Annotated in this window: 25 protein-coding genes; 15 read left to right on the top strand and 10 right to left on the bottom strand. The window is 59.9% G+C overall.

Features of this window, described 5'->3' with window-relative positions; genetic code table 11:
• Positions 1-108 precede the first annotated feature (108 nt).
• From C4J90_RS20510 to C4J90_RS20490, 5 genes are all read right to left on the bottom strand, one after another.
• On the bottom strand, positions 109-2160 hold the full coding sequence (locus C4J90_RS20510) for a bifunctional diguanylate cyclase/phosphodiesterase (RefSeq protein ID WP_124364131.1): 2052 nt from the start codon (positions 2158-2160) through the stop codon (positions 109-111).
• 210 nt (positions 2161-2370) lie between these two features.
• Positions 2371-2550 (bottom strand): hypothetical protein, encoded by a 180-nt coding sequence (locus tag C4J90_RS20505; protein WP_104504514.1) that lies wholly within the window; start codon positions 2548-2550, stop codon positions 2371-2373.
• A gap of 155 nt (positions 2551-2705) precedes the next feature.
• Positions 2706-3302, bottom strand: coding sequence for a superoxide dismutase (locus tag C4J90_RS20500; protein ID WP_065949384.1), 597 nt, complete (start codon positions 3300-3302; stop codon positions 2706-2708).
• Between the two features lie 177 nt (positions 3303-3479).
• On the bottom strand, positions 3480-4082 hold the full coding sequence (locus C4J90_RS20495) for a LysE/ArgO family amino acid transporter (RefSeq protein ID WP_124420692.1): 603 nt from the start codon (positions 4080-4082) through the stop codon (positions 3480-3482).
• Between the two features lie 5 nt (positions 4083-4087).
• Positions 4088-4489, bottom strand: a complete 402-nt coding sequence (locus C4J90_RS20490; protein ID WP_124420691.1) for an ACT domain-containing protein — start codon at positions 4487-4489, stop codon at positions 4088-4090.
• 96 nt (positions 4490-4585) lie between these two features.
• On the opposite strand from C4J90_RS20490, the gene C4J90_RS20485 reads away from it, so the two are divergent.
• The 10 genes from C4J90_RS20485 (at position 4586) to C4J90_RS20440 (ending at position 15907) form a co-directional block, all read left to right on the top strand.
• Positions 4586-5482: a LysR family transcriptional regulator ArgP gene (locus tag C4J90_RS20485; RefSeq protein ID WP_124364128.1), complete on the top strand. Its 897-nt coding sequence runs from the start codon at positions 4586-4588 to the stop codon at positions 5480-5482.
• Positions 5483-5580: 98 nt separating this feature from the next.
• On the top strand, positions 5581-6579 hold the full coding sequence (locus tag C4J90_RS20480; protein ID WP_124420690.1) for an NAD(P)-dependent oxidoreductase: 999 nt from the start codon (positions 5581-5583) through the stop codon (positions 6577-6579).
• 127 nt (positions 6580-6706) lie between these two features.
• Complete coding sequence (locus C4J90_RS20475; protein ID WP_124420689.1) at positions 6707-7531, top strand: ATPase; 825 nt, start codon at positions 6707-6709, stop codon at positions 7529-7531.
• Positions 7532-7794: 263 nt separating this feature from the next.
• The gene (locus C4J90_RS20470; RefSeq protein ID WP_124420688.1) at positions 7795-9054 is read left to right on the top strand and encodes an AGE family epimerase/isomerase; all 1260 of its coding nucleotides are present in this window, start codon (positions 7795-7797) and stop codon (positions 9052-9054) included.
• A 104-nt stretch (positions 9055-9158) separates the two neighbouring features.
• On the top strand, positions 9159-10445 hold the full coding sequence (locus C4J90_RS20465; RefSeq protein ID WP_124364124.1) for an ABC transporter substrate-binding protein: 1287 nt from the start codon (positions 9159-9161) through the stop codon (positions 10443-10445).
• 174 nt (positions 10446-10619) lie between these two features.
• Positions 10620-11528, top strand: coding sequence for a carbohydrate ABC transporter permease (locus C4J90_RS20460; RefSeq protein ID WP_124364123.1), 909 nt, complete (start codon positions 10620-10622; stop codon positions 11526-11528).
• The gene (locus tag C4J90_RS20455) at positions 11521-12366 is read left to right on the top strand and encodes a carbohydrate ABC transporter permease (RefSeq protein ID WP_034115702.1); all 846 of its coding nucleotides are present in this window, start codon (positions 11521-11523) and stop codon (positions 12364-12366) included. The genes C4J90_RS20460 and C4J90_RS20455 overlap by 8 nt, the downstream gene beginning before the upstream one ends.
• A gap of 2 nt (positions 12367-12368) precedes the next feature.
• Entirely contained in the window at positions 12369-13529 is a 1161-nt protein-coding gene (locus tag C4J90_RS20450) for an ABC transporter ATP-binding protein (RefSeq protein WP_124364122.1), read from the top strand.
• 85 nt (positions 13530-13614) lie between these two features.
• Entirely contained in the window at positions 13615-14961 is a 1347-nt protein-coding gene (locus C4J90_RS20445; protein WP_124364121.1) for a carbohydrate porin, read from the top strand.
• A gap of 100 nt (positions 14962-15061) precedes the next feature.
• Positions 15062-15907, top strand: a complete 846-nt coding sequence (locus tag C4J90_RS20440; protein WP_124368116.1) for a D-hexose-6-phosphate mutarotase — start codon at positions 15062-15064, stop codon at positions 15905-15907.
• Positions 15908-16036: 129 nt separating this feature from the next.
• Here C4J90_RS20440 and C4J90_RS20435 read toward each other — a convergent pair whose 3' ends face one another.
• Positions 16037-16897 (bottom strand): MurR/RpiR family transcriptional regulator, encoded by an 861-nt coding sequence (locus C4J90_RS20435; RefSeq protein WP_170039859.1) that lies wholly within the window; start codon positions 16895-16897, stop codon positions 16037-16039.
• A 220-nt stretch (positions 16898-17117) separates the two neighbouring features.
• Here C4J90_RS20435 and zwf point away from each other — a divergent pair, with 220 nt between their 5' ends.
• From zwf to C4J90_RS20420, 3 genes are read left to right on the top strand one after another with little or no spacing between them, the layout of a single operon-like run.
• Positions 17118-18584: a glucose-6-phosphate dehydrogenase gene (gene zwf / locus C4J90_RS20430; protein WP_124364119.1), complete on the top strand. Its 1467-nt coding sequence runs from the start codon at positions 17118-17120 to the stop codon at positions 18582-18584.
• On the top strand, positions 18571-19284 hold the full coding sequence (gene pgl / locus C4J90_RS20425) for a 6-phosphogluconolactonase (protein ID WP_124420687.1): 714 nt from the start codon (positions 18571-18573) through the stop codon (positions 19282-19284). The genes zwf and pgl overlap by 14 nt, the downstream gene beginning before the upstream one ends.
• A gap of 17 nt (positions 19285-19301) precedes the next feature.
• Positions 19302-19967, top strand: a complete 666-nt coding sequence (locus tag C4J90_RS20420) for a bifunctional 4-hydroxy-2-oxoglutarate aldolase/2-dehydro-3-deoxy-phosphogluconate aldolase (protein WP_069076884.1) — start codon at positions 19302-19304, stop codon at positions 19965-19967.
• A 202-nt stretch (positions 19968-20169) separates the two neighbouring features.
• Here C4J90_RS20420 and C4J90_RS20415 read toward each other — a convergent pair whose 3' ends face one another.
• Both C4J90_RS20415 and C4J90_RS20410 read right to left on the bottom strand, forming a co-directional pair.
• Positions 20170-21345: an aminotransferase class V-fold PLP-dependent enzyme gene (locus tag C4J90_RS20415; protein ID WP_124420686.1), complete on the bottom strand. Its 1176-nt coding sequence runs from the start codon at positions 21343-21345 to the stop codon at positions 20170-20172.
• Positions 21346-21359: 14 nt separating this feature from the next.
• Positions 21360-21596, bottom strand: a complete 237-nt coding sequence (locus C4J90_RS20410; protein ID WP_104505342.1) for a DUF3820 family protein — start codon at positions 21594-21596, stop codon at positions 21360-21362.
• A gap of 204 nt (positions 21597-21800) precedes the next feature.
• On the opposite strand from C4J90_RS20410, the gene C4J90_RS20405 reads away from it, so the two are divergent.
• Positions 21801-22268, top strand: a complete 468-nt coding sequence (locus C4J90_RS20405; RefSeq protein WP_124420685.1) for a PA2169 family four-helix-bundle protein — start codon at positions 21801-21803, stop codon at positions 22266-22268.
• Between the two features lie 136 nt (positions 22269-22404).
• On the opposite strand, the gene C4J90_RS20400 is transcribed toward C4J90_RS20405, so the two are convergent.
• Both C4J90_RS20400 and C4J90_RS20395 read right to left on the bottom strand, forming a co-directional pair.
• Complete coding sequence (locus C4J90_RS20400; RefSeq protein ID WP_034115694.1) at positions 22405-22875, bottom strand: MaoC family dehydratase; 471 nt, start codon at positions 22873-22875, stop codon at positions 22405-22407.
• Between the two features lie 57 nt (positions 22876-22932).
• Positions 22933-23877: an alpha/beta hydrolase gene (locus tag C4J90_RS20395; protein WP_124420684.1), complete on the bottom strand. Its 945-nt coding sequence runs from the start codon at positions 23875-23877 to the stop codon at positions 22933-22935.
• 212 nt (positions 23878-24089) lie between these two features.
• Between C4J90_RS20395 and fadD2 the strand changes: the two genes are divergently transcribed.
• Positions 24090-25778 (top strand): long-chain-fatty-acid--CoA ligase FadD2, encoded by a 1689-nt coding sequence (fadD2, locus tag C4J90_RS20390; protein WP_124420683.1) that lies wholly within the window; start codon positions 24090-24092, stop codon positions 25776-25778.
• Positions 25779-25864: the final 86 nt, after the last annotated feature.

The raw sequence follows: 25864 nt of genomic DNA, 5'->3' as shown, positions 1-25864 counted from the left end.
TTGTTGATAGGGCGCGCGCGCGGGCGCAAAAGCTGCGACATAATGCGAAAGATTTGCATTTTGTGTAAAGGCTTATACGCGTGAAATATTTGGAATCGTTCGGCCCGCTCAAAGAATCGCCGCGTTATTGCGTTCCGATTGTTTCAAGTAAGCCGCCAACTCCCGGGCCGGCAGCGGTTTGCTGTAGTAGTAACCCTGGCCTTCATGGCAGCCCTCGGAAATGATGTAGGCCTCCTGTTCGGCGGTCTCCACACCTTCGGCAATCACCTGCATGCCCAGGCTTTTGCCCAGTTGGATGATCGCCCGCACGATGGTCGCATCGTCGTCTACGTCCAGCAGGTCCTGGACGAAGCTCTTGTCGATCTTGATCTTGTCCAGCGGCAGGCTTTTGAGGTAACTGAGGGATGAATAACCGGTGCCGAAGTCATCAATGGCGATCAGCGCCCCCGAACGACGCAGGCTCAGCAGGTGTTGGGCCGCGGTGCTGATGTCTTCCATCAGGCCCGTTTCGGTGACTTCCAGCTCCAGGCTGCGCGGCGGCAGGCGGTAAATCTGCATCAGGTTGTTGACCACCCGCGGCAACTCGGTGTGGTGCAACTGCACGGTGGACAGGTTGACCGCCATGCGCAGCTCGGTGAAACCCTGATCATGCCATTCGCGCAGTTGGCGGCACGCCTGGTCAAGCACCCATTCGCCGATGGGAATGATGGTGCCATTCTGCTCCGCCAGCGGGATGAACAGGTCTGGCGGAACCAGGCCGTGTTCCGGGTGCTGCCAGCGAATCAACGCCTCTACACCGACCACGCGCAGGTCGCGATAGCTGATCTGCGGTTGGTACACCAAGTGGAACTGGTCGCGGCTCAAGGCATCGCGCAGGTCTTTTTCCAGCTCACGGCGCCGACGCATTTCGCTGTCGACGCTGGCGATATAGAACTGATAACGGTTGCGCGAGCGGCTTTTGGCCAGGGTCATGGTCTGTTCGGCCTTTTGCAGCAATTTCTCCGTGCTGTCGCCGTCTTCCGGGAACAAGGTGATGCCGATGGTGGCGCGCAAACGAATCTGGTCCTGGTCGAGGGCGAATTCCGCTTCCAGGTCATCCAGGATGCTTTGCGCCAGCTCGGCGGCTTCGTAGGGCTGGTCGATATCGGCTTGCACCAGGGCGAACTGGTCGCCCCCCAGGCGCGCGAGCGCGCCGAGGCGACCACTATGGGCGCGCAAACGATCGGCCAGCGCCAGCAGCAGTTTGTCACCGTTCTGGTAGGTGAATTGTTCGTTGACGCTCTTGAAGTCATCCAACCCCACGCACAACACCGCCACCCGTCGCTGGCGACGGCCGGCATCGGTCAGGATCCTGTCCAGTTGCTCCTGCAACTTCTGGCGGTTCGGCAGGCCGGTGAGAAAGTCATACTGGGCCATGCGCAACAGGCTGGACTCGGCCGCGTGGCGCAGGTGGGTGTTGCGTTCGATGGATTCAAGCAACTGGTTGGCGGTGTTTATCCACAGGCCCAGCTCATTACGTTCATGCCCCTTGAGCTGCGGGATCTTGTGCTCGCTGGGCCGGTCCGGGTTGATCGACGTCAGGTGCTCGATAATCCGCGACAGCGGTTTGGTCAGCAGCCAGTGATACACCAGGTACAGCACCAGGCCCATGGCCAGGGCGCGCAGCACGCCGGAAATAAAGATGATCACTGAGCTGACAATAAAGCCTTCGCCGTAGGTGGCGGTGTCGAGGGTAATGCTCAGGTCGCCGTAGTACTCGCTGTAGGGGCCCTTGCCGACCAGTGCGGTGGTGAAAGTGCGCTCCTGCCCAAGAATCAGGTCGGTCAACCAGCGGCTGGAAGAGTGCTGCAAGGCGCGGCTTTTTTCCGCGAGCATGGTTTCGTTGGGATGACCGATGGACGCGACGCGCACGGCGTCATCCTGGAACAATCCTTCGATCACCTGCATGCCCATTTCGCGGTCCAGGCTATACACGGCCTGGGTCGAGGGGTCGCGAAACATGTCGAGAATACGTTGGGCATCACCGGCCACGGCCTGGCGCGTCTTGTAGGCATCGAACACGATCTGCGCCACGCTCAGCGCTACGCCCACGATCAATGCCGAGAGCAAGACAACCCGTAGCAACTTCACCGACAAGCTGTTTTTGAGTTCCAGCTTCAAAGGGGCATTCCTTGTCTCATGCGGGTGGCCTTCAATATGCCATGAGTATTGGCAATCGGGCGATGGCAGTCAAAGGAACATTGGCGCGCAAGGCGACTTCACACCTGACAGAAAGGAAAAAACCAGAAAAACGGCGGATTCGTTCCGCCGTCTGACTGTTTGACTAACGCGCTGCATGCCAACGGTAGCTTGGCATTTCAAACGCATTGATTAACTGACTGAAAAATCAATCTTCGGCGGTGGCGGTGGCATGTTGTCCTCACCGGGGCGCTCTGGTGCTTTCGCGCCACCTTCATCGCCGCCGCCACCTGCACCACCGGCAAGACCTTTCATCAGGCCGCTGATGAGTTGCATCGCCATCTGCCCGCCTGCTTTTCCGATTTCTTCCATCTTTTTTCTCCAGAAGAGCGCGAGAGGGTTATTCCTCTCACTCAGTGCGTGGCAAATTCCCTTCGGCGAGTTCCACGATTCCAACCAACTCGCTACTTTCCAGCGCCCATGAAAAAGCCCGGCAATCGCCGGGCTCTTTCTACTGCAAGCGTTGCTTAGGCAGTGAAGGTCTTGCCTTCGAACTGCTCGGCCACGAACTTCCAGTTGACCAGGTTCCAGAACGCTTCTACATACTTCGGACGCACGTTGCGGTAGTCGATGTAGTAGGCGTGTTCCCAGACATCGCAGGTCAGCAGCGGGGTGTCGCCGTTGGTCAGCGGGTTGCCTGCGCCGATGGTGCTGGCCAGGGCCAGGGAACCGTCAGCCTTCTTCACCAGCCAGCCCCAACCGGAACCGAAGGTGCCGATGGACGTCTTGCTGAACTCTTCCTTGAACTTGTCGAACGAACCGAACGCAGCGTTGATGGCTTCAGCCAGTGCGCCGGTAGGTTGGCCACCGGCGTTTGGCGCCAGGCAGTTCCAGTAGAACGTGTGGTTCCAGACCTGAGCGGCGTTGTTGAAGATACCGCCCGAGGAAGACTTGACGATTTCTTCCAGGGTCTTGCCTTCGAACTCGGTGCCTGGCACCAGGTTGTTCAGGTTCACGACATAGGTGTTGTGGTGCTTGTCGTGGTGATACTCCAGGGTTTCCTTGGAGATGTGCGGCTGCAGGGCATCGTGTGCGTAGGGCAGCGGCGGCAATTCGAAAGCCATGATGATTCTCCTAATCAGGTCAGTTGCGGTGAGCGCAAGGCCGATCACGGGCGGCCAAACAAGCGCCGGCGAGTCTGTACTCTTTGCGGCGCAAGTTCGGGATCATAGCACCGGGGGTGCGGCAAAACCACGCAACAACTGTGTGGGATAGAGGTTCCAGAGCCTTTTGGAATAAGTTCATGGCGCACTGATTAATTGGTAGGCCACGCTGAACATCATCACGGCCACCAGCAGGTCCAGCAGGCGCCAGGTGCCCGGGCGCGCCAGCCAGGGCGCCAACCACGCCGCGCCGAGGGCCAGTGTTGTGAACCACAGCAACGAAGCGCTGGCGGCGCCCGCTACATACGCGCCCGGTTCGGTTTGCTGCGCGCCCAGTGAGCCGATCAACAGCACGGTGTCCAAGTACACGTGGGGGTTGAGCAGGGTCACCGCCAGGGCGCTGAGCAACACCGCGCGCAATGAGCGCACCTTGAGGTGTGCGCCTTGCTCCAGGCTCTGTTTCGAAAACGCTCGACGCAATGCCAGGGTGCCGTACCACAGCAGGAACGCCGCGCCGCCCCAACGGGCAATGCCCAGCAGCAGCGGGCTTTGCGCCAGCACCGTCGCCAGGCCGAATACGCCGGCTGCCACCAGCAATGCATCACACACCACGCACAACGCGGCCACCGGCAGGTGATGTTCACGGCGCAGGCTTTGCGCCAAGACAAAGGCGTTTTGGCTGCCGATCGCCATGATCAGACCCAGGGACACCAACAGCCCATTCAGATAGCTTTGCCACATAGGGTTTACTCCGCGTCCGCCGCCAATTGGTGCAACACATGCATGGCGCGCTCGGCATCCGCGCGACCGACAAACAGGTGGTCGTGGTAATAACCGGCGATCACGTTGCAACTGATACCGGCCTTACCCAGCGCGCTGGCGAACGCAGCGGTCAGACCCACCGCTTCGAGGGCCGAATGCACATTCAAGGTGATCCATGCCGCCACATAGTCGAAGGCCAGGCCGGCCTGCTCGGCGTGCCGGCGCTCCAGGATCAACGTCAGGCCTTCTGGCTCGCGAAAGCTGCCGATCACCTCGCAACCGGCCGGAATGCGGTGATCGGGCAGGGTGCAGAATACGTAGTCACCGTCATTGAGCTGAGGGCTCATGCTGCGCAACAGGGTTGCCAGGGAAGTTTCGCCAACCATGGAAGGTTCCTTATAAAGAGAAGCGATGCTGGCTATTCTCTGGGTACAGGCTGTATAAGAAAAATCAATATTGCTGATCGCTCATTAGAGAAACTGATGTTCGACTATAAATTGCTTTCCGCGTTGGCGGCCGTAGTGGAACAGGCGGGCTTCGAGCGCGGCGCGCAGGTGCTGGGGCTGTCGCAGTCGGCCGTGTCCCAGCGCATCAAGCTGCTGGAAGCGCGCGTCGGCCAACCGGTACTGGTACGGGCAACGCCGCCGACCCCCACCGATATCGGCCGGCGCTTGCTCAACCATGTGCAACAGGTGCGGCTGCTGGAGCGCGACCTGCAAAGCCAGGTGCCTGCGTTGGACGAAGAAGGCATGCCCGAGCGCTTGCGCATCGCGCTGAATGCCGACAGCCTCGCCACCTGGTGGGCGCTGGCGGTGAGTGATTTCTGCGCCGAACAGCACTTGCTGCTGGACCTGGTGGTAGAGGACCAGACTGTCGGCCTCAAACGCATGCGCGCCGGTGAAGTGGCGGCCTGCATCTGCGCCAGCGAGCGCCCGGTGGCCGGCGCCCGCAGCCTTGTGCTTGGAGCCATGCGTTATCGCGCATTGGCCAGCCCCGCGTTTATCGCGCGGCACTTCCCCGCTGGCGTGCAGGCCGACCAACTGGCCAGTACCCCGGCCCTGGTGTTCGGGCCGGATGATTTCCTGCAACACCGTTACCTGGCTTCGCTCGGGGTGAACGGTGGTTTCGAGCACCATTTATGCCCGTCGTCCGAAGGCTTTATCCGCCTGACGGAAGCCGGCCTGGGCTGGGGCCTGGTACCCGAACTGCAGGTCCGCGACCAACTGCAAAACGGCCTGTTGGTCGAATTGCTGCCAGATAAGCCCATCGACGTGCCGCTGTACTGGCATCATTGGCGCAGCGGCGGGCAACTGTTGGGCCTGTTGACCGAGCATCTGGCACAGGTCTGTGGGCAATGGTTGGTGCCCTATCAGCAGTGACGAGCGTCAAGCTGCAAGCGGCAAGAGAAGAGCTTGCGGACCGTATTTAACTTACAGCTGACAGCTTGAGGCTTGCAGCTGTATCCGTAGGAGACACCATGAAGATTCTGGTCACCGGCGCAAGCGGCTTCATCGGCGGGCGCTTTGCGCGTTTCGCCCTGGAGCAGGGCTTGGACGTGCGGGTCAACGGGCGACGTGCCGAGGGTGTGGAACATCTGGTGCGGCGCGGGGCCGAGTTTATCCAGGGTGATCTTAACGATGCCGACCTGGTGCGCGCGCTGTGCCGTGATGTCGAGGCCGTGGTGCATTGCGCCGGTGCCGTCGGGCTGTGGGGCAAGTATCAGGATTTCCATCAGGGCAATGTGCTGGTCACCGAGAACGTCGTCGAAGCGTGCCTCAAGCAGCGGGTCGGGCGGTTGGTGCATCTGTCCTCGCCCTCCATCTATTTCGATGGGCGCGACCACTTGGGGCTGACCGAAGAGCAAGTGCCCAAGCGCTTCAAGCATCCTTATGCGGCGACCAAATACCTGGCGGAGCAGAAGGTCTTCGGGGCCCAGGAATTCGGTCTGGAAGTGCTGGCCCTGCGCCCGCGTTTCGTCACCGGTGCCGGTGACATGAGCCTGTTCCCGCGCCTGTTGAAAATGCAGCGCAAGAACCGCCTGGCCATCGTCGGTGACGGCCTCAACAAGGTTGATTTCACCAGCGTGCACAACCTTAACGAGGCGCTGCTCAGCAGTTTGCTGGCGCCTGGGTCGGCGTTAGGCAAGGCCTACAACATCAGCAATGGCACGCCGGTGCCGGTGTGGGACGTGGTCAACTACGTGATGCGACAAATGGACCTGCCGCAGGTCACCCGCTATCGCTCCTATGGTTTGTCCTACAGCATGGCGGCTTTGAATGAGGCGTTCTGCGCAATGTGGCCGGGGCGGCCGGAGCCGTCGTTGTCACGCCTGGGCATGCAGGTCATGAACAAAGATTTCACCCTCGACATCAGCCGGGCGCGGCATTATCTCGACTATGAGCCCAAGGTCAGCCTGTGGAGCGCCCTCGACGAGTTCTGTACCTGGTGGAAGGCCCAGGCCCAGGGCCACGCTTAAGCTCACAACCAGCAACACATCGGGAACCGTATTGCCGGTTGCGTGTCGACCCATGCGCCGGGCGCAGGGTTTATACTCGCGCCGCTCGGCTTTCCAGCCGGCCATCTCATTGATTCAGGGTAGATTCATGCGTAACGATGCTAAAGACGACTTCGACAACGTTCCCAGCCTGCGGGCTGATCCCGGGGACGATGATGATTTCGTGCCGACTGCCGCCACCTCGGTGCGCTCGCGGACGACGCCTGTGGTCAAGGTTAAACGGGCCAACACCGGCCCGTTGTGGGCGTTGGTCGGCGCATTGCTGATCGCCTTTGCCGGCCTTGCCTGGTGGAGCTTCCAGCAGATTTCCCTGATGGGCCAGCAACTGGTCGCCACCCAGGAAAGCTTTGCGCGTATCAGCGAAGAAGCGGCGGGGCGCCTGCAGGATATTTCCGGCAAGGTCGTGGCCAGCGAAGCCAATGTGAACAACGGCAGCGAAGCCCTGAAATTGCAGATCAAACAGCTGGAAGCCCAGTTGCTCGAGCAGGGCAAGCAACAAGTGGGCGTGGCCGGCCAAGCCACCGCGCTGGACCAGCGCCTGGCACAGATGAGCGCCAGCACCACTGAGCTTGCGAATGCGAATGCCAAATTGCAGGGCCAGGTGCAGGCCCTGACCGATGCGGTCGCCAGCCTCAAGGCGACACAGGGTGAGACCAAGGACCTGGCTAACGACGTGGCGGCCTTGAAGAAGCAAGGCAATCCGACGGCGGCCATCGCCCGTCTTGAGCAGGACGTGCTGGTACTCAAGAGCGCGCAGGAGAATCAGCCCGTCACCACTGATGCGCCGACCAACAAGGAATTCGACGTGTTCCGCATCCAGACCACGCGCAATATCACGACCTTGCAAAGCCAGGTGCAGAACCTGAATCAACGTCTCAATGCGCCAGCGGCGGCGACGCCACTGGGTCAATGACTTGGTCTGTGAGCTGTGAATGAAATCAAAATTTGGGAGGGGGCTTGCTCCCGATAGCGGTGAGTCGGTCACTAAAATATTGACTGACGCACCGCTATCGGGAGCAAGCCCCCTCCCACATTTGAATCTGTATTAGTTAAGTAAATCTCTGTCGTGCTCAAGTTTGTCACCGTTCGGTGACATTTATCTTCGCCTTCGTTACTTGCCGCTTCCATGCCCTTGTTTAGACTCCGGCCACCCATAAAAAATAACAAGGGCTACCCATGACCATGCAACCACTGCCTGCCAGCAGTTGGCTGAACGCACCTGCCCATCACGCCTGGCTCGCGGCCGAAGGCCAGCGTTTGCTGTCATTTGCCAAGGCTTCGCGCCTGCCGCACGGCTTTGGCAACCTCGACGAGCGAGGTCAGCTGCCGGCCGATGCCCATGCCGAAACCATGAACACTGCCCGTATGACCCACAGCTTCGCCATGGCCCACGCCATGGGGCTGCCCGGTTACGCCGAGCTGGTAGCCCACGGCGTCGCGGCCCTCAGTGGCCCGTTGCACGATAGCGAACACGGTGGCTGGTTCGCCGCGCCCGATGCCATCGATGGCAATACTGGCAAGGCCGCTTACCTGCATGCCTTCGTCGCCCTGGCCGCCAGCTCGGCGGTGGTGGCCGGTGCCCCCGGTGCACACACCCTGTTGAACGATGCGGTCCATATCATCGACCAGTTCTTCTGGAGCGAAGAGGAGGGCGTGATGCTCGAATCTTTCGCTCGCGATTGGAGCGGCGTCGAAGCCTATCGCGGCGCCAACAGCAACATGCACGCCACTGAAGCGTTCCTCGCCCTGGCCGATGTCACCGGTGACACGCGCTGGCTGGACCGCGCGTTGCGTATCGTCGAGCGCGTTATCCACACCCACGCCGCCGGTAGCCACTTTATGGTGATCGAGCACTTCGACGCCCAGTGGAAGCCTTTGCCCGCTTACAATGAAGACAACCCCGCCGACGGTTTCCGTCCCTACGGCATCACCCCCGGCCATGGCTTCGAATGGGCGCGGCTGGTACTGCACCTGGAGGCCGCGCGCCTGCAAGCCGGGCTGTTCACGCCGGACTGGTTGGTGAGCGATGCCCAAGGGCTGTTTGCCAGCGCCTGCGACTATGCCTGGGCCGTGGATGGTGCGCCGGGCATTGTCTACACCCTGGACTGGAACAACCGCCCGGTCGTTCGCGAACGCCTGCACTGGACCCATGCCGAAGCCAGCGCTGCGGCCCAGGCGCTGCTCAAGCGTACCGGTGAGTTGCATTATGAAATCTGGTACCGGCGGTTTTGGGAGTTTTGCGAAACCCATTTCATCGACCGGCTCCATGGCAGTTGGCACCACGAACTCAGCCCGCACAACCAGCCCGGCAGCAAAATCTGGGCGGGCAAACCGGACCTGTACCATGCCTGGCAAGCCGTCGTGTTGCCGGCGCTACCCTTGGCACCCAGCCTGGCCAGTGCATTGGGCAGCGGACGCTATGTCACCAAGTGGTGACATTTGTACGTCCCTTTGTTACCTGCGCCCGGAAAATCCCTGTTTAAACTCCGTGCAGCGCAAGCTCTAGACTTGCATGCATAACAACAAGAAAAGGTATTCAGATGAACGCGATTAATCGCCTCGCCGTAGCTATTTCCGTTGCCTCGTTGTTTCCCCTCAGTGCATTTGCCGCCGACTCGAAAGGGACGGTTGAAGTGGTGCATTGGTGGACCTCGGGCGGTGAAAAAGCGGCTGTCGATGTCTTGAAGGCTCAAGTCGAGAAAGACGGCTTCACCTGGAAAGACGGCGCTGTTGCAGGTGGTGGCGGTGCCACTGCAATGACCGTGCTGAAGAGCCGTGCGGTCGCCGGCAACCCACCTGGCGTTGCCCAGATCAAAGGCCCGGACATCCAGGAATGGGCGTCCACCGGCCTGCTCGACACCGACGTGCTCAAAGACGTCGCCAAAGAAGAAAAATGGGACTCCCTGCTCGACAAGAAAGTCTCCGATACCGTGAAATACGACGGTGACTACGTCGCCGTACCGGTCAACATCCACCGCGTGAACTGGCTGTGGATCAACCCGGAAGTCTTCAAGAAAGCCGGCATCACCAAGAACCCCACCACCCTCGAAGAATTCTACGCCGCCGGCGACAAGCTGAAAGCGGCGGGCTTCATTGCGCTCGCTCACGGCGGCCAGCCTTGGCAGGACAGCACCGTGTTCGAGGCGGTGGTGCTCTCGGTGATGGGTGCCGATGGCTACAAGAAAGCCCTGGTCGACCTGGATAACGGCGCACTGACTGGCCCGGAAATGGTCAAGTCGCTGACCGAGCTGAAGAAAGTCGCGACCTATATGGACGTTGACGGCAAAGGCCAGGATTGGAACCTCGAAGCCGGTAAAGTCATCAACGGCAAGGCCGGCATGCAGATCATGGGTGACTGGGCCAAGTCCGAATGGACCGCCGCCAAGAAAGTCGCCGGCAAGGACTACGAGTGCGTAGCCTTCCCGGGCACCGACAAAGCCTTCACCTACAACATCGACTCCCTGGCGGTGTTCAAGCAGAAAGACGAAGGCACTGCCGCTGGCCAGCAGGACATCGCCAAAGTCGTGCTGGGTGAAAACTTCCAGAAAGTGTTCAGCATCAACAAGGGTTCGATCCCTGTGCGCAACGACATGCTGAACAAAATGGATTCGTACGGTTTCGACTCCTGCGCCCAGACGGCGGCCAAGGACTTCCTGACCGATGCCAAGACCGGTGGCCTGCAGCCAAGTATGGCGCACAACATGGCCACCACCCTGGCGGTACAAGGTGCGTTCTTTGACGTGGTCACCAACTACATCAACGATCCGAAAGCCGACCCGGCCGACACCGCCAAGAAATTGGGCGCTGCGATCAAGTCTGCGAAGTAACACGCTCTAAAAGCGCTTTTCTGTAGGAGCGAGCTTGCTCGCGAAAAACTCAAGGTCACCGCGTTCATCCCTGATGCCCGCGTCATCGTTGAAGACTTTCGCGAGCAAGCTCGCTCCTACAGGGGAGCGCCATGGTTTCACCTGTCAGTCCTTTTCCTTGTATTGGATTTTCCCATGAGTTCTGTTGCTGTGTTCAGCAAGGCCTCGCCGTTCGATGCACTGCAGCGCTGGCTCCCTAAACTGGTGCTGGCGCCGAGCATGTTCATCGTGCTGGTGGGCTTTTATGGCTACATCCTGTGGACGTTCGTGCTGTCGTTCACCACCTCCACCTTCCTGCCCAGCTACAAGTGGGCTGGCCTGGCGCAATACGAGCGGTTGTTCGACAACGATCGTTGGTGGGTAGCGAGCAAGAACCTCGCCGTGTTCGGCGGGATGTTCATCGGTATCACCCTGGTGATCGGCGTGCTGCTGGCGATTTTCCTCGACCAGAAAATCCGTCGTGAAGGTTTCATTCGCACCATTTACCTGTACCCGATGGCGCTCTCGATGATCGTCACCGGTACCGCCTGGAAATGGCTGCTCAACCCGGGCATGGGCCTGGACAAATTATTGCGCGATTGGGGTTGGGAAGGCTTCCGTCTCGACTGGCTGATCGACCCTGATCGCGTGGTCTACTGCCTGGTGATCGCCGCCGTGTGGCAAGCCTCGGGCTTTATCATGGCGATGTTCCTGGCGGGCTTGCGGGGCGTCGATCAGTCGATCATCCGCGCCGCGCAGATCGACGGCGCGAGCCTGCCACGCATCTATTGGAGCGTGGTGCTGCCAAGCCTGCGTCCGGTGTTCTTCAGTGCGGTGATGATCCTGGCGCACATTGCGATCAAGAGCTTCGACCTGGTGGCGGCCATGACCGCTGGCGGCCCGGGCTATTCCTCCGACCTGCCGGCCATGTTCATGTACTCGTTCACCTTCAGTCGCGGCCAGATGGGCATGGGCTCGGCCAGTGCAATCCTGATGCTCGGTGCGATCCTCGCGATCATCGTGCCGTACCTGTATTCCGAGCTGAGGACCAAGCGTAATGACTAGTCTCGCCGCTAAACCTGCCATCAGCCTGAGTCGCATCGCGATCTACGCGGTGCTGATCCTTGCGGTGCTGCTGTACCTGGTGCCGCTGGTGGTGATGCTGCTCACCAGTTTCAAGACGCCTGAAGACATCAGCACCGGCAACCTGCTGAGCTGGCCGACCGTGGTCAGCGGCATTGGCTGGGTCAAGGCCTGGGCCACCGTGGACGGTTACTTCTGGAACTCGATCAAGATCACCGTGCCCGCTGTGCTGATCTCCACGGCCATCGGTGCGTTGAACGGCTACGTGCTGTCGTTCTGGCGCTTTCGCGGTTCGCAGCTGTTCTTCGGCCTGTTGCTGTTCGGCTGCTTCCTGCCGTTCCAGACCGTGCTGCTGCCGGCGTCGTTCACCCTCGGCAAGATGGGCCTGGCCAGCACCACCACCGGCCTGGTGTTCGTGCATGTGGTCTACGGCCTGGCGTTCACCACGCTGTTCTTCCGTAACTACTACGTGAGCATTCCGGATGCGTTGATCAAGGCGGCCCGCCTGGACGGTGCCGGTTTCTTCACCATCTTCCGTCAGATCATTCTGCCGATGTCGACGCCGATCATCATGGTCTGCCTGATCTGGCAGTTCACCCAGATCTGGAACGATTTCCTGTTCGGTGTGGTGTTCTCCAGCGGCGACTCGCAGCCCATCACGGTAGCGCTGAACAACCTGGTCAACACCAGCACCGGGGCCAAGGAATATAACGTGGATATGGCGGCGGCGATGATCGCCGGGCTGCCGACCCTGCTGGTCTATGTGATCGCAGGCAAGTATTTCGTGCGCGGCCTGACGGCCGGCGCGGTCAAGGGGTAATCATGGCTACGCTTGAACTTCGCAATGTAAACAAGACCTATGGCGCCGGCCTGCCCGACACCTTGAAGAACATCGAACTGTCGATCAAGGAAGGTGAGTTCCTGATCCTGGTCGGCCCGTCGGGGTGCGGTAAGTCCACGTTGATGAACTGCATCGCCGGCCTTGAGACCATCTCCGGCGGCGCGATCATGATCGGTGATCAGGACGTGAGCGGCATGAGCCCCAAGGACCGTGACATCGCCATGGTGTTCCAGTCCTACGCGCTGTACCCGACCATGAGCGTGCGCGAGAACATCGAGTTCGGCCTGAAGATCCGCAAGATGCCCCAGGCCGACATCGACGCCGAAGTCGCGCGCGTAGCCAAGCTGCTGCAGATCGAACACTTGCTCAACCGCAAGCCGGGCCAGCTGTCCGGTGGCCAGCAACAGCGCGTGGCGATGGGCCGGGCCTTGGCGCGTCGGCCGAAGATCTACCTGTTCGACGAACCGTTGTCGAACCTTGACGCCAAGCTGCGCGTCGAGATGCGCACCGAAATGAAGCTGATGCACCAGCGCCTGAAAACCACCACCGTCTACGTGACCCACGACCAGATCGAAGCAATGACCCTGGGCGACAAAGTGGCGGTGATGAAGGACGGCATCATCCAACAATTTGGTACGCCGAAAGAAATTTACAACGACCCGGCCAACTTGTTTGTGGCAAGCTTTATCGGTTCACCTCCCATGAACTTCGTACCTTTGCGTCTACAACGCAAGGACGGTCGCCTGGTGGCGCTGCTCGACAGCGGCCAGGCCCGTTGCGAGCTGCCGCTGAGTATGAATGACGCTGGGTTGGAAGACCGCGATGTGATCCTGGGTCTGCGCCCGGAGCAGATCGTGCTGGCGGCGGGCGAGGGCAATGGTGCTTCGAGCATTCGTGCCGAAGTCCAGGTAACCGAGCCCACCGGCCCGGACACCCTGGTGTTCGTGCAGCTCAATGACACCAAGGTCTGCTGCCGTCTGGCGCCGGACGTGGCACCGCAGGTCGGCGAGACCCTGACCCTGCAGTTCGACCCGGCCAAGGTATTGCTGTTCGATGCCGCGACCGGTGAGCGATTGGGCACCGTTGCTGCATTGCCGGCACAGGGGCATGCCGGCAATGTGACCCAGTTCAAAGGTCGTTAATCGAGATAACTGGTTGTTTTAATTAAAAAATGTAACCCGCGTTAGATAAAAACAGTTTAATAACAATAAAGACGAGGATGTAGGGATGAAAAAGCAACACAACAACACCCGGCTGTTCTGCCAACTGTCAGCAGCAGCAGCCCTTGTATTGTCCGCCAATGCGATGGCGGCCGATGCGTTCAGCGCCGATTCCAAGTGGATGACCGGCGATTGGGGCGGCGAGCGTACCAAGCTGATCGAGCAGGGTATCGACATCAAGGCCGACTACGTAGGTGAGATGGGCTACAACGCCCACGGTGGCTACAACGATGACAAGACCGGCCGTTACTCCGACCAGTTCGGTCTGGGCGTGGCGCTGGACCTGCAAAAACTGTGGGGCTGGGATAACACCCAGGCCAAGATCCAGTTCACCAACCGTAATGGCCAGAACATCTCCAATGACCGTATTGGCGATCCGCGCGCCGGCACCTTGAGTTCGTCTCAGGAAGTGTATGGCCGTGGCCACATGGTGCGTCTGACCCAGTTCTGGGTTCAGCACCAGATGTTCGACAACAAACTGGACGTGAAACTCGGCTACTTCGGTGAAGGCGAAGACTTCAACACCTTCCCGTGCGACTTCCAGAACCTGTCGTTCTGCGGCTCCCAGGTCGGTAACTACGTAAACACCTGGTACAACTGGCCAGTCGCCCAGGCCGCTATCCGCGTGAAGTACAACATCACGCCTGAGCTGTATGCGCAGATTGGTGCCTACAACCAGAACCCGTCGCAACTTGAGCACGGTAACGGCTTCAAACTCAGCGGCAGCGGTACCAAAGGCACCGTGATTCCGGTGGAGTTGGTCTGGTCGCCGAAGGTCAACAACCTGCCGGGCGAATACCGTGTGGGTTACTACAAAAGCGCTGCCGATGCGTCTGACGTACGCGAAGACGTCAACGGCAACGATGCCGCCACTACTGGCGCCGCCTACCGTACCCACAGCAGCAAGAAAGGCTACTGGTTCGTTGCGCAACAGCAACTCACCACGCATAACGGCGACGCTACCCGTGGCCTGAACATCGCCGCCAACGCGACCTTCCACGACAAGGAAACCAACCTGGTCGACAACTACCAGTCGTTGATGCTGGTGTACAAAGGCCCCTTCGACGCGCGTCCAAAAGATGACGTCGGCATTGGCGTCGCTCGCCTGCATGTCAACGATGACGTGAAGAAGAACTCTCAACTGCTCAACGCCGCCAATGGTGTGAGCGACTATGACAATCCGTTCTACACGCCCATTCGTGAGACTGAGTACAACGTCGAACTCAACTACGGTTTCCACGTCACCAACTGGCTGACCGTGCGTCCGAACCTGCAATACGTTGTCCAGCCGGGTGGCGTGGACAAAGTCGACAACGCGTTGGTAGCGGGCCTGAAAATCCAGTCTACGTTCTAACGCTGTTGCGATAAGCTCCTTCTCTCTGTGCGCATTTTGCGGGTAGCCATGGCTATCCGCTTTTTTTTGGGTGGCACTGTGATATTCGGAACCTGTGCACATGCATGAGCAACCGCTGCAACGTTTTTTCAAATCCTTGCGCGAGCGTCCGGTGTTCGCCTGGGAGCGCTTCCAGATGCGTGACGTGTTGGTGATCGACCATCCGCTGTGCCAGGCGGTGTTCAGTCGCCAGGGCGCGCAATTGCTGCACTTTCAGCCCACCGGCCAGAAACCCTGGCTGTGGTGCGCCGCCAAGTGGCCGCAAGTCGGTGCCATCCGGGGTGGCGTGCCGGTGTGCTGGCCGTGGTATGGCCGTCACCCCAGCGAAAACGCGTGGCCTTCCCACGGTTGGGCGCGCTTGATCGATTGGAAACTGCTCGACAGCAGCACCGAAGACGATGGCGTGCGCCTGCACTGGCAGCTGCAGTTGTGTGACTGGCAGGTGGACCTGCACGCGCATTTGGGTGAAACCCTGGAATTGCGCCTGAGCACCGAGCATCAAGATGAGCTGCCGTGCCAGTTGAGCCACGCTTTGCACGCCTACTGGCGTATCGGTCACGTTGACGAGGTAGCGCTGTCTGGGCTCGACGGCGCGCAAGGTTATGACCAGCTCAACCGCCAGGCTTGCCAGCAGGAAGGCGAGCTGCGGGTGGATGGCGGCTGCCAGCGGGTGTTCCAGCATGAGGGTGAGTTGCACCTCAAGGATCATGCGTGGCAGCGGGAACTGTGTATCGACACCGGCGACAGCGCCGACACCGTGGTGTGGCATCCCGGCAGCCGGCCGTTGCTGGGTGTGAGCTTCAACGAGGCGTCGGGGTTTGTGTGCGTGGAGTCGGCGATGGCCGGGGCGAGCCTGGCGCCGGGGGAGAGGGCGCATTTGAGTCTGCAGGCTCGGGCTGGGATTTAGTGGTGCTGCTGTGATCGTTCCCACGCTGCGCGTGGGAAAGCAGCCCTTGACGCTCCGCGTCTGCTTTTGATGCCGTGACGCGGAGCGTCACAAGAGGCATTCCCACGCGGAGCGTGGGAACGATCAGGCTCAGTTGAACTCATCCCCCACCGGATACCGGCTGTCATTCAAGCTCTCTTTGATCTTGCGCAAATGCGGCTGGAAATCCACTCCGCGGCGTAATGTCATCCCGGTCGCCAGCACATCCAGCACCGTCAGCTGAATGATCCGCGAGGTCATCGGCATGTAGATATCGGTGTCTTCCGGCAGCGGAATGTTCAGGCTCACCGTGCTGGCCTTGGCCAGTGGTGAGTTCTCGGCCGTTACGCCCAGCACCGACGCGCCGTTTTCCCGCGCGATACGCGCCACTTCCACCAGCTCACGGGTACGCCCGGTGTAGGAAATGATCACGAACAACTCACCGGTATGCGCCACTGAGGCGATCATGCGTTGCATCAGCACGTCGGCGTGGGCGGTCACCGCCAGGTTGAAACGGAAGAACTTGTGCAGCGCGTCCATGGCCACCGGGGCCGAGGCGCCCAGGCCGAAGAAGTGGATCTGCCGCGCCTGGATCAACAGATCCACGGCCTTGCTGATCAGGGCCGGGTCGAGGGCCTGGCAGGCACTGTCCAGGGACGCGATGGCGCTGCCGAAGATCTTCTGGGTGTAGGCCTCCGGGTTATCATCGGCTTCCACTGCGCGGCTGACATACGCCGCGCCACTGGCCAGGCTTTGCGCCAACTGCAATTTAAGTTCAGGGTAACCACTGACGCCGAACGAACGGCAGAAGCGGTTGACCGTCGGTTCACTGACCGAAGCGGCTTGGGCGAGGGCAGCGATCGAGAAGCGGGTGGCCTGCTGCGGGTTGAGCAGGATGACCTCGGCGACTTTTTTCTCGGCCTTGTTCAATTCTTCGAGGCGGTTCCGGATCTGTTCCAGAAGATTTCGCACGCGGTCCATTCAGTCTTTCCTTCGGGCGACGATGCAAATAAAAAGGCGGTAACCAGTCAATGAGTGGCTTTTCACGGTGGCCTATCCTACTGAGGGTAGCCGAACACCACCACTCGCAATGCGTATTTGCGGAAAATGTTGTGGTTATTACTACATTTTTCCTTGAGTGATGCCTTGAAAAAAGGTATTTGTAGCTTAACTTGATAAAAGAACAAACATCATGCCTTTGATAACCGTAGAACCCTGCACCTTTGCCCTGTTTGGCGCCTTGGGTGATCTGGCGCTGCGCAAGTTATTTCCTGCCCTCTATCAACTCGATGGCGCCGGCCTGCTGCACGATGACACGCGCATCCTGGCCCTGGCCCGCGAAGCCGGTTCCGAGCAGCAGCACCTGGCCCATATCGAAACCGAACTGCGCAAATACGTCGGCAAGGAGCTGGACGAAGCCGTGGCCCAGCGTTTCCTGGCGCGCCTGGCGTATGTGCATGTCGACTTCATGAAGGCCGACGACTACGTCGCCCTTGCCGAAAAGGTCGGTAGCGAACAGCGCCTGATCGCCTACTTCGCCACCCCGGCCGCCGTGTATGGCGCGATCTGCGAAAACCTGTCCAAGGTCGGCCTGGCGGAAAACACCCGCGTCGTGCTGGAAAAGCCGATTGGTTCGGACCTGGAATCCTCGCGCAAGGTCAACGACGCCGTCGCGCAGTTTTTCCCGGAAAACCGCACCTACCGTATCGACCACTACCTGGGCAAAGAAACCGTCCAGAACCTGATCGCCTTGCGTTTCGCCAACAGCCTGTTCGAAACCCAATGGAACCAGAACTACATTTCCCACGTGGAAATCACCGTGGCCGAGCAGGTTGGCATCGAGGGCCGTTGGGGCTACTTCGACAAGGCTGGCCAACTGCGCGACATGATTCAGAACCACCTGCTGCAGCTGCTGTGCCTGATCGCCATGGACCCGCCGGCCGATCTGTCTGCCGACAGCATTCGCGACGAGAAGGTCAAGGTGCTCAAGGCCCTGGCGCCAATCAGCCCGGAAGGCCTGACCACCCAGGTGGTGCGCGGCCAGTACATTGCCGGCTACAGCGCCGGTAAAGCCGTGCCGGGGTACCTGGAAGAAGAGAATTCCAACACCCAGAGCGACACCGAGACCTTCGTCGCCCTGCGGGCCGATATTCGCAACTGGCGTTGGGCCGGGGTGCCGTTCTACCTGCGTACCGGCAAGCGCATGCCGCAAAAGCTGTCGCAGATCGTCATCCACTTCAAGGAACCGTCCCACTATATCTTCGCCCCCGAGCAGCGCTTGCAGATCAGCAACAAGTTGATCATCCGCCTGCAGCCGGACGAAGGTATTTCCCTGCGTGTGATGACCAAGGAGCAGGGCCTGGACAAGGGCATGCAACTGCGCAGCGGGCCGCTGCAACTGAATTTTTCCGACACTTATCGCAGCGCACGGATTCCCGATGCCTACGAGCGGTTGTTGCTGGAAGTGATGCGCGGCAATCAGAACCTGTTTGTTCGCAAAGATGAAATTGAAGCCGCGTGGAAGTGGTGTGACCAGTTGATCGCTGGGTGGAAAAAATCCGGTGATGCGCCCAAGCCGTATGCGGCGGGGTCCTGGGGGCCGATGAGCTCGATTGCACTGATCACGCGGGATGGGAGGTCGTGGTATGGCGATATCTGAATTGAAACTGCCTCAGGGCGTTGCTGCCCATGAGTACCGTACGCCCGTGCTGTTGGCGGACGGCCTGGCCAATGACGTGGCCGAACAATTGCGCGCGGCTATCAGCGCCCGTGGCGCGGCCACCCTGGTGGTGTCCGGTGGCCGCAGCCCGGTGGCGTTCTTCCAGAACCTGGCCAGGCAAGCCCTGGACTGGTCCAAGGTCACGGTCACCCTGGCCGACGAGCGTTGGGTGCCGGTGGAGCACGCCGACAGCAATGCCGGCTTGTTAAAGCAGCACCTGCTGCAGGGCCCGGCGGCCAAGGCGAAATTCTTGAGCCTGTACAGCGCGGCCGCCAACCTTGAAGAGGCGGCCGAGCAGGCTGATCGCCTGCTGGCCGAACTGCCGGCGATCGATGTGCTGGTGCTGGGCATGGGCGATGACGGCCACACCGCATCGCTGTTTCCCAACAGCCCGAACCTCGCCCAAGCGTTGCAGGCCGACGGCACCCGCCGTTGCTGGCCAATGCTGGCGCCGACCGTGCCGCACCAGCGCCTGACCATGAGTCGTGCATTGCTGGCCACGGCCCACTACACCGTGCTGTCGATTTCCGGCAGTTCGAAGTTGACTACCTTGAGCGCCGCGCTGGCCGGTGACGATGTCGCCGCCATGCCGATTCGCGCGTTTTTGCAACCTACTTTAGAGATTTACTGGTGCCCATGAGCCAAGGATCAGCCGCTATGAAAAGCCCTCAACCGACCGTGTCCATGGCGGATAAAGTTGCCCTGATCGACAGCCTCTGCGCCAAGGCGCGGATCCTGCCGGTGATCACCATCGCCCGCGAACAGGACATCCTGCCTCTGGCCGATGCCCTGGCTGCCGGTGGCCTGACCGCCCTGGAAGTGACCCTGCGTTCCGAGTTCGGCCTCAAGGCCATCCAGGTATTGCGCGAGCAGCGCCCTGAGCTGTGCACCGGTGCCGGCACTGTGCTGGACCGTCATATGCTCGAAGCGGCAGAAGTGGCCGGCTCGCAGTTCATCGTCACCCCCGGCATCACCCGCGACCTGCTGGAAGCCTCGGTGCACAGCCCGATCCCGCTGCTGCCTGGCATCAGCAATGCCTCCGGCATCATGGAAGGCTATGGCCTGGGCTATCGCCGCTTCAAGCTGTTCCCGGCGGAAGTCAGCGGCGGCGTGGCGGCGATCAAGGCCCTCGGTGGCCCGTTCGGCGAAGTGAAATTCTGCCCGACCGGTGGCGTCGGTCCGGCCAACATCAAAAGCTACATGGCGTTGAAAAACGTGATGTGCGTGGGCGGTAGCTGGATGCTTGATCCTGAGTGGGTCAAGAACGGCGACTGGGCGCGTATCCAGGAAGTCACCGCCGAGGCGCTGGCGCTGCTGGACTGATCTGATTCATCGAATCGTTGTTGCTGTGCTTAACGGCATTTTTGCGGTGCACTTGGTCGGTGTACCGCTTTTTTTGCCTGTAGAAAACCTGGAGCACTCCACAAAACCAATGTGGGAGGGGGCTTGCTCCCGATAGCAGTGGTTCAGTCAATACATGTGCTGACTGATACACCGCCATCGGGAGCAAGCCCCCTCCCACAGTTTAATCTGTGTTGAGCTGGGTAATCGCATGCACCAACACATTGATGTCCGTAGCCGTAGTCACCAACCCCGGCGTCACTCGAATACAGGTGCCAAACGCCGCGCCTGAGCGTGTCGTGGTGAACAAGTCATACTCCTTGAGCAACCTGTCGACCATCACCTGCTGATCGCGCCCAATGAACTTGAACGCGGTAATCCCGCAATACAGCCTCGGATCATCCGGCGTCAGCACCTCAATTCCCGGCACAGCCCGCACCTGGTTCACCCACAGATTGCGCAGGTAATTGACCCGTGCGCCCTTGGCCGCCGCGCCGCCCAGTTGCCGGTGTTCTTCAAACACCAACGGCAGGCTCATCAGTGCCGGAAAGTTAGGTGTGCTGTAGGACGTACGCGCGCGTACATCCGTGGCGGGGTAGTGGAATTCACCCATGTCCGGGTCGATATCCGCTAGGCGCTCGGGGGCGATGTAGAGAAAGCCCAGGGTCAGCGGGGCGCCGATCCATTTGTGCAAGTTGAAGCCGGCGAACTGAATGCCCAACTCGGCCAGGTTGAAATCGATCTGGCCGAGGGCGTGGGCGCCGTCGAGGATTACATCAACATCCTGTTCACGCGCAGCCTTGGCAATCGCCGCCACCGGCATCACCAGGCCGGTGCGGTGCGTGACATGGGTCAGCGCCATCAGCTTCAAGCGCGGGTACTGATTGAAAGTATCGCGATAAGTCTGCACCAGGCTGTCGAAACTGGCCGGGTGAGCGTGGGAAATCTCGATCACTTCAACGCCGCGCATGCCGGCCAGCCAGCGCATCGCGCCTTTGACCGTGTCGTACTCCAGGTCACTGATCAGCACCTGGTCGCCGGGTTGCAGGCGGTTGTAGTTGCGGATCAGCGACTGCAAGGCTTCGGTGGCGTTGCGGGTGAAGGCCACCGAGTTGGGGTCCGCATCGATCAAAGCGGCCAGTTGGCGACGAATCTCGAGATTTTCCCCTTGCTCGAAACGCTGACGCACGTACACCGAGTTGCTGCGATTGATGAAGGCAACGTGTTCCAGGTACTGGGCCTGGACTGCACGGCTCATGCGCCCGAAGTAGCCGTTTTCCAGATTGATCGGGCCCGGCTCCAGCTCATAGCGCTGGGCGATGGCCTGCCAGTGACGTTCGTTGTTTGCATTCCTTGGCATGGCGAGGCTCTTAATTAATGGCGAGGGGCGGGTTTACCGTGTTTAACGCGCAGCGGTTCAAGCAATTCGGCCAAACCGTTGTGGTCGATTTCCTGCATCAGTGCCAGTAAGCCGCCCAGTTCCCCGTGGGGAAAACCTTCACGGGCGAACCAGTTCAGGTACGGGCCTGGCAAGTCGGCGATGATCCGCCCTTTGTATTTGCCGAAGGGCATTTCGCGGGTGATCAGCAATTCGAGTTTTTCGGGGTTCATGGGCTTCAGCGTTTGATTCGATAGCGGGAAAAATACAGGCATTCTGCATGAAGGCCAAATGACAGATCATGCAAATAACGTCGATACAGATGGTTCAATAATTCGTAAGTCATTGAAATAAAACAAATAAGTAATTTTTCAAAACCTGGCACGAGCGCTGCAATCATTAAGACAACTTTCTCAACCCACATAAGGAATTGAAAAATGACTGACATCAATAAAGAATCCATCTCCGTACTGAACGACCTGATCGAAACCAGCATCGACGGCCAAAAGGGTTTCCAGGAGTGCGCTGAAGACATCAAGCACCCAGAGCTCAAAGCCCTGTTCGTCAAGCGTTCCGCCGATTGCGCCACTGCTGCCGCCGAGCTGAAAACTGCCGTGCGTGCCCTGGGTGGCGACCCGGAAGACACCGGCAGCATGGCCGGTGCGCTGCATCGCGGTTGGGTTGACGTAAAATCGATGGTGACCGGTAAGGACGAAGAGTCCGTGCTGAACGAAGCCGAGCGCGGTGAAGACCACGCATTGAAGGCTTACAAGGAAGCGATCGAGAAGATCAACAAGCACAACCTGCTGGGCATTCGTGACCTGGTTGAACGTCAGTACCACGGCGTGCAGCGCAACCACGACCAGGTTAAAGCCCTGCGTAACCAGGCTCGCGCTCAGTCGTAAGCCCTGGGTTGTACATGCTGTAAAAACAATGTGGGAGGGGGCTTGCTCCCGATAGCGGTCAACCAGTCAATGAATTCAGTGGCTGGAAGATCGCCATCGGGGGCAAGCCCCCTCCCGCATTTGTATTGCGTCATTTTCAGCCAATGCTGATTGGCGGCAGTTCGGTCAAGGTCACTACTTGCTGCTTGCGAGGAGCAAGAATCTCCGCTTCGCCATCCACTACCAACTCATCGCGCTGGTTGAACACGCGCGTGGCAATGCGTACACGGAACTTGGGCAGCTTCTCCAGGATTTCCAGGCGCACGGTCAGGGTGTCGCCGATCTTGACCGGCTTTTGAAAGCTCATCTGCTGGCCGATATAAATCGTGCCCGGGCCGGGCAGTTCGCAGGCTACCGCCGCGCTGATCAGCGCACCGCTGAACATGCCATGGGCGATACGCTCCTTGAACATGGTCGCCTTGGCATACTCGGCATCAAGGTGCACCGGGTTGTGATCGCCAGACATGGCGGCGAACAACTGGATATCGCGTTCTTCGACAGTCTTGCTGAAGCTGGCGGTCTGGCCGACTTCTAGGGCCTCGTAGGGGGTATTGGTTACCTGGGTCATCTAAACGTGCATCCTGTGGCTAATCGATAATTTAATTGGCTGATTTTAAACGAAAAATTATTCGCAGCGGGTGGGCCTGCGCACTGTCAGGGCGTGATCGAGCCATGTCAGCACATCCGCGGTGACGTCGTCGCGGTTGGTTTCGTTGAACACTTCATGACGTGCCTGCGGGTAGAGCGTCAATTGCAGGTGCTGGCAGCCCGCGTCGCGCAGGGCATGGGCCAGGCTTTTGAGACGCTTGCCTTCACTCACCGGATCACATTCGCCGCCGATTATCAGAATTGGCAGGCCCGGATCGATCTGCGCGAGATTGGACGCTTTGCTGATTTGCTGCAAGCCGCCGAGCAGATCGACCCACAGCTGGTTGGTGCAGCGGAAACCGCAAAGCGGGTCATGAATGTATTGGTCGACTTCAACCGGGTCGCGGCTGAGCCAGTCGAAGGCGGTGCGATTGGGTTTGAACGCTTTGTTGAAGGAGCCGAACGATAGAAAGTCAATCAATGCACTACGCCCGCGCAAACCCTGGCGCGCGCGTTCGGTACGGGCAATCGCCCGTGCCGCGCGATACAACGCCACCGGCTGGAAATTCGAACCGCTGAGTATCGCCCCATGCAGGCTGGCGCTGTGATGCAGCAGATAGGCCTGAGCGATATAGCTGCCCATGCTGTGGCCGAGCAAAATAATCGGCAGCCCCGGTTGCTGCTGGCCGATGTGCTGGTTAAGGCTGGCCAGGTCGCCCACCACTTTGTTCCAGCCATCCTCTTCGGCGTACAGCCCCAAGGTGCCTTCGTCGGCGGTACGGCCATGGCCACGTTGGTCCAGCGCATACACACCATAGCCAGCGCCGCACAACGCCTGCGCCAGGCGCCCATAGCGGCCGCTGTGCTCGGCCATGCCATGGGACAGCATCACCAGGGCCCTGGGGGGCTCGGCGGGCATCCATTGATTGACGTACAGGCGGCTGTGGTCGTTCGCGGTCAGCCAGAAAGTGCTGTGGTTCATGGCGGTTCCTTTGCGCAGGGTCGTTGCAGTGTATAGCTCATCGGGTGGGGGGCGGGGTATCTGCCTGCGCCTCAGCAACAAGATTCATACAATCAATGACACAGTTCAGTGTATTGCCTGTTTGGTCATTACTGCTAACGTCCTCAAAGCTCCGCTCTTTGTAGCTGCATAGAAAAGCGGCCGGACACACTCAGGTAAAGAGGACAAGAATAATGCAACCTGATTTTTGGAATGACAAACGCGCGGCGGGTGTGCCCAACGCCATCGACCTTACTGCCTATCGGTCAGTGATCGAAGTCTTCGAGCGTTCCTGCAAGACCTTTGCCGACCGTCCGGCGTTCAGCAACATGGGCATTACCCTGACCTACGCCGAGCTTGAGCGCCAGAGTGCGGCGTTCGCCGGTTACCTGCAGCAGCACACCGACCTCAAGCCCGGCGAGCGCATCGCGGTACAGATGCCCAACGTGTTGCATTACCCGATTGCGGTTTTTGGCGCACTGCGCGCCGGGCTGATCGTGGTCAATACCAACCCGTTGTACACCCCACGTGAAATGCGCCACCAGTTCAAGGACGCGGGCGTGCGTGCGCTGGTCTACCTCAACCTGTTCGGTTCGCGGGTACAGGAGGTGTGTACCGACACCGAGATCGACTACCTGATCGAAGCCAAAATGGGCGATTTCATGCCCGCCGCCAAAGGCTGGCTGGTCAACACCGTGGTCGACAAAGTCAAGAAGATGGTCCCGGCCTACCACCTGCCGCGTGCGGTGTCGTTCAAGCGCGCCTTGCACATGGGCGCGGGCCTGGGCGTGACGCGACATCCGGTAAGCCTCGAGGATATCGCCGTGCTGCAATACACCGGTGGCACCACCGGCCAGGCCAAGGGCGCGATGCTCACCCACGGCAATCTGGTAGCGAATATGCAGCAGGCGCGGGCGTGCATGTCGCAACTGGGGGACGACGGCCATCCGCTGATCAAGGAAGGGCAGGAGGTGATGATTGCGCCGCTACCGCTGTACCACATCTATGCGTTCACCGCGAATTGCATGTGCATGATGGTGTCCGGCAACCACAACGTGCTGATCACCAACCCCCGCGACATCGGCGGGTTCATTAAGGAACTGAAAAAGTGGCGCTTCACCGGGCTGCTGGGGCTCAACACGCTGTTTGTGGCGCTGATGGAGCATCCGGACTTCAAGAGCCTGGATTTTTCCCATCTCAAGTTGACCAATTCCGGCGGCACGGCGCTGATCAAGGCCACCGCCGAGCGTTGGCAGCAGATCACCGGGTGTGCAATCGGCGAGGGCTACGGCCTGACCGAAACCTCACCGGTGGCGAGCACCAACCCCTATGGCAATCAATCGCGGCTGGGCACAGTAGGCATTCCGGTGCCGGCCACGGCCATGAAGGTGGTCGATGACGAGGGCGCTGAGTTGCCGTTGGGCGAACGCGGCGAACTGTGCATCAAGGGCCCGCAGGTGATGAAGGGCTATTGGCAGCAACCGGCGGCCACGGCCGAGGCGCTGGATGCCGAGGGATGGCTCAAGACCGGCGATATCGCTGTGATCGATACCGACGGCTTTATACGCATCGTCGACCGCAAGAAAGACCTGATCATCGTCTCGGGTTTCAACGTTTATCCCAATGAGATCGAAGACGTGGTGATGGCCCACCCGGCCGTGGCCAACTGCGCGGTGATCGGCGTGCCGGATGAGCGCACGGGGGAAGCGGTGAAGCTGTTTGTGGTCGCGCGTGCCGAAGGTGTGAGCCTTGAGGAACTGAAGGCCTACTGCAAGACCAACTTCACCGGGTACAAAGTGCCCAAGCATATTGTGCTCAGGGATTCGCTGCCGATGACGCCGGTGGGGAAAATCCTGCGGCGGGAGCTGCGCGACATCGCCTGAACCGAATAGCTACAAAATGTGGGAGGGGGCTTGCTCCCGATTGCGGTGTTTCAGGCACAGATGCAGTGACTGACACTCCGTTATCG

Origin of the sequence: Pseudomonas sp. R2-60-08W, from assembly GCF_003852335.1 — a bacterium.
Lineage (GTDB): Bacteria > Pseudomonadota > Gammaproteobacteria > Pseudomonadales > Pseudomonadaceae > Aquipseudomonas.
This window is presented reverse-complemented; position numbering and strand designations above follow the sequence as displayed.

What these genes read in the sequence shown, in the direction of transcription:
- C4J90_RS20485 (WP_124364128.1), top strand. Translation starts at nt 4,586, where the DNA reads ATGTTCGACTATAAATTGCTTTCCGCGTTGGCGGCCGTAGTGGAACAG.
- C4J90_RS20480 (WP_124420690.1), top strand. Translation starts at nt 5,581, where the DNA reads ATGAAGATTCTGGTCACCGGCGCAAGCGGCTTCATCGGCGGGCGCTTT.
- C4J90_RS20500 (WP_065949384.1), bottom strand. Translation starts at nt 3,302, where the DNA reads ATGGCTTTCGAATTGCCGCCGCTGCCCTACGCACACGATGCCCTGCAG.
- C4J90_RS20505 (WP_104504514.1), bottom strand. Translation starts at nt 2,550, where the DNA reads ATGGAAGAAATCGGAAAAGCAGGCGGGCAGATGGCGATGCAACTCATC.
- C4J90_RS20495 (WP_124420692.1), bottom strand. Translation starts at nt 4,082, where the DNA reads ATGTGGCAAAGCTATCTGAATGGGCTGTTGGTGTCCCTGGGTCTGATC.
- C4J90_RS20465 (WP_124364124.1), top strand. Translation starts at nt 9,159, where the DNA reads ATGAACGCGATTAATCGCCTCGCCGTAGCTATTTCCGTTGCCTCGTTG.
- C4J90_RS20445 (WP_124364121.1), top strand. Translation starts at nt 13,615, where the DNA reads ATGAAAAAGCAACACAACAACACCCGGCTGTTCTGCCAACTGTCAGCA.
- C4J90_RS20420 (WP_069076884.1), top strand. Translation starts at nt 19,302, where the DNA reads ATGAAAAGCCCTCAACCGACCGTGTCCATGGCGGATAAAGTTGCCCTG.
- C4J90_RS20450 (WP_124364122.1), top strand. Translation starts at nt 12,369, where the DNA reads ATGGCTACGCTTGAACTTCGCAATGTAAACAAGACCTATGGCGCCGGC.
- C4J90_RS20410 (WP_104505342.1), bottom strand. Translation starts at nt 21,596, where the DNA reads ATGAACCCCGAAAAACTCGAATTGCTGATCACCCGCGAAATGCCCTTC.
- fadD2 (WP_124420683.1), top strand. Translation starts at nt 24,090, where the DNA reads ATGCAACCTGATTTTTGGAATGACAAACGCGCGGCGGGTGTGCCCAAC.
- C4J90_RS20395 (WP_124420684.1), bottom strand. Translation starts at nt 23,877, where the DNA reads ATGAACCACAGCACTTTCTGGCTGACCGCGAACGACCACAGCCGCCTG.
- zwf (WP_124364119.1), top strand. Translation starts at nt 17,118, where the DNA reads ATGCCTTTGATAACCGTAGAACCCTGCACCTTTGCCCTGTTTGGCGCC.
- C4J90_RS20405 (WP_124420685.1), top strand. Translation starts at nt 21,801, where the DNA reads ATGACTGACATCAATAAAGAATCCATCTCCGTACTGAACGACCTGATC.
- C4J90_RS20470 (WP_124420688.1), top strand. Translation starts at nt 7,795, where the DNA reads ATGACCATGCAACCACTGCCTGCCAGCAGTTGGCTGAACGCACCTGCC.
- C4J90_RS20455 (WP_034115702.1), top strand. Translation starts at nt 11,521, where the DNA reads ATGACTAGTCTCGCCGCTAAACCTGCCATCAGCCTGAGTCGCATCGCG.
- C4J90_RS20400 (WP_034115694.1), bottom strand. Translation starts at nt 22,875, where the DNA reads ATGACCCAGGTAACCAATACCCCCTACGAGGCCCTAGAAGTCGGCCAG.
- pgl (WP_124420687.1), top strand. Translation starts at nt 18,571, where the DNA reads ATGGCGATATCTGAATTGAAACTGCCTCAGGGCGTTGCTGCCCATGAG.
- C4J90_RS20460 (WP_124364123.1), top strand. Translation starts at nt 10,620, where the DNA reads ATGAGTTCTGTTGCTGTGTTCAGCAAGGCCTCGCCGTTCGATGCACTG.
- C4J90_RS20490 (WP_124420691.1), bottom strand. Translation starts at nt 4,489, where the DNA reads ATGGTTGGCGAAACTTCCCTGGCAACCCTGTTGCGCAGCATGAGCCCT.
- C4J90_RS20475 (WP_124420689.1), top strand. Translation starts at nt 6,707, where the DNA reads ATGCGTAACGATGCTAAAGACGACTTCGACAACGTTCCCAGCCTGCGG.
- C4J90_RS20415 (WP_124420686.1), bottom strand. Translation starts at nt 21,345, where the DNA reads ATGCCAAGGAATGCAAACAACGAACGTCACTGGCAGGCCATCGCCCAG.
- C4J90_RS20440 (WP_124368116.1), top strand. Translation starts at nt 15,062, where the DNA reads ATGCATGAGCAACCGCTGCAACGTTTTTTCAAATCCTTGCGCGAGCGT.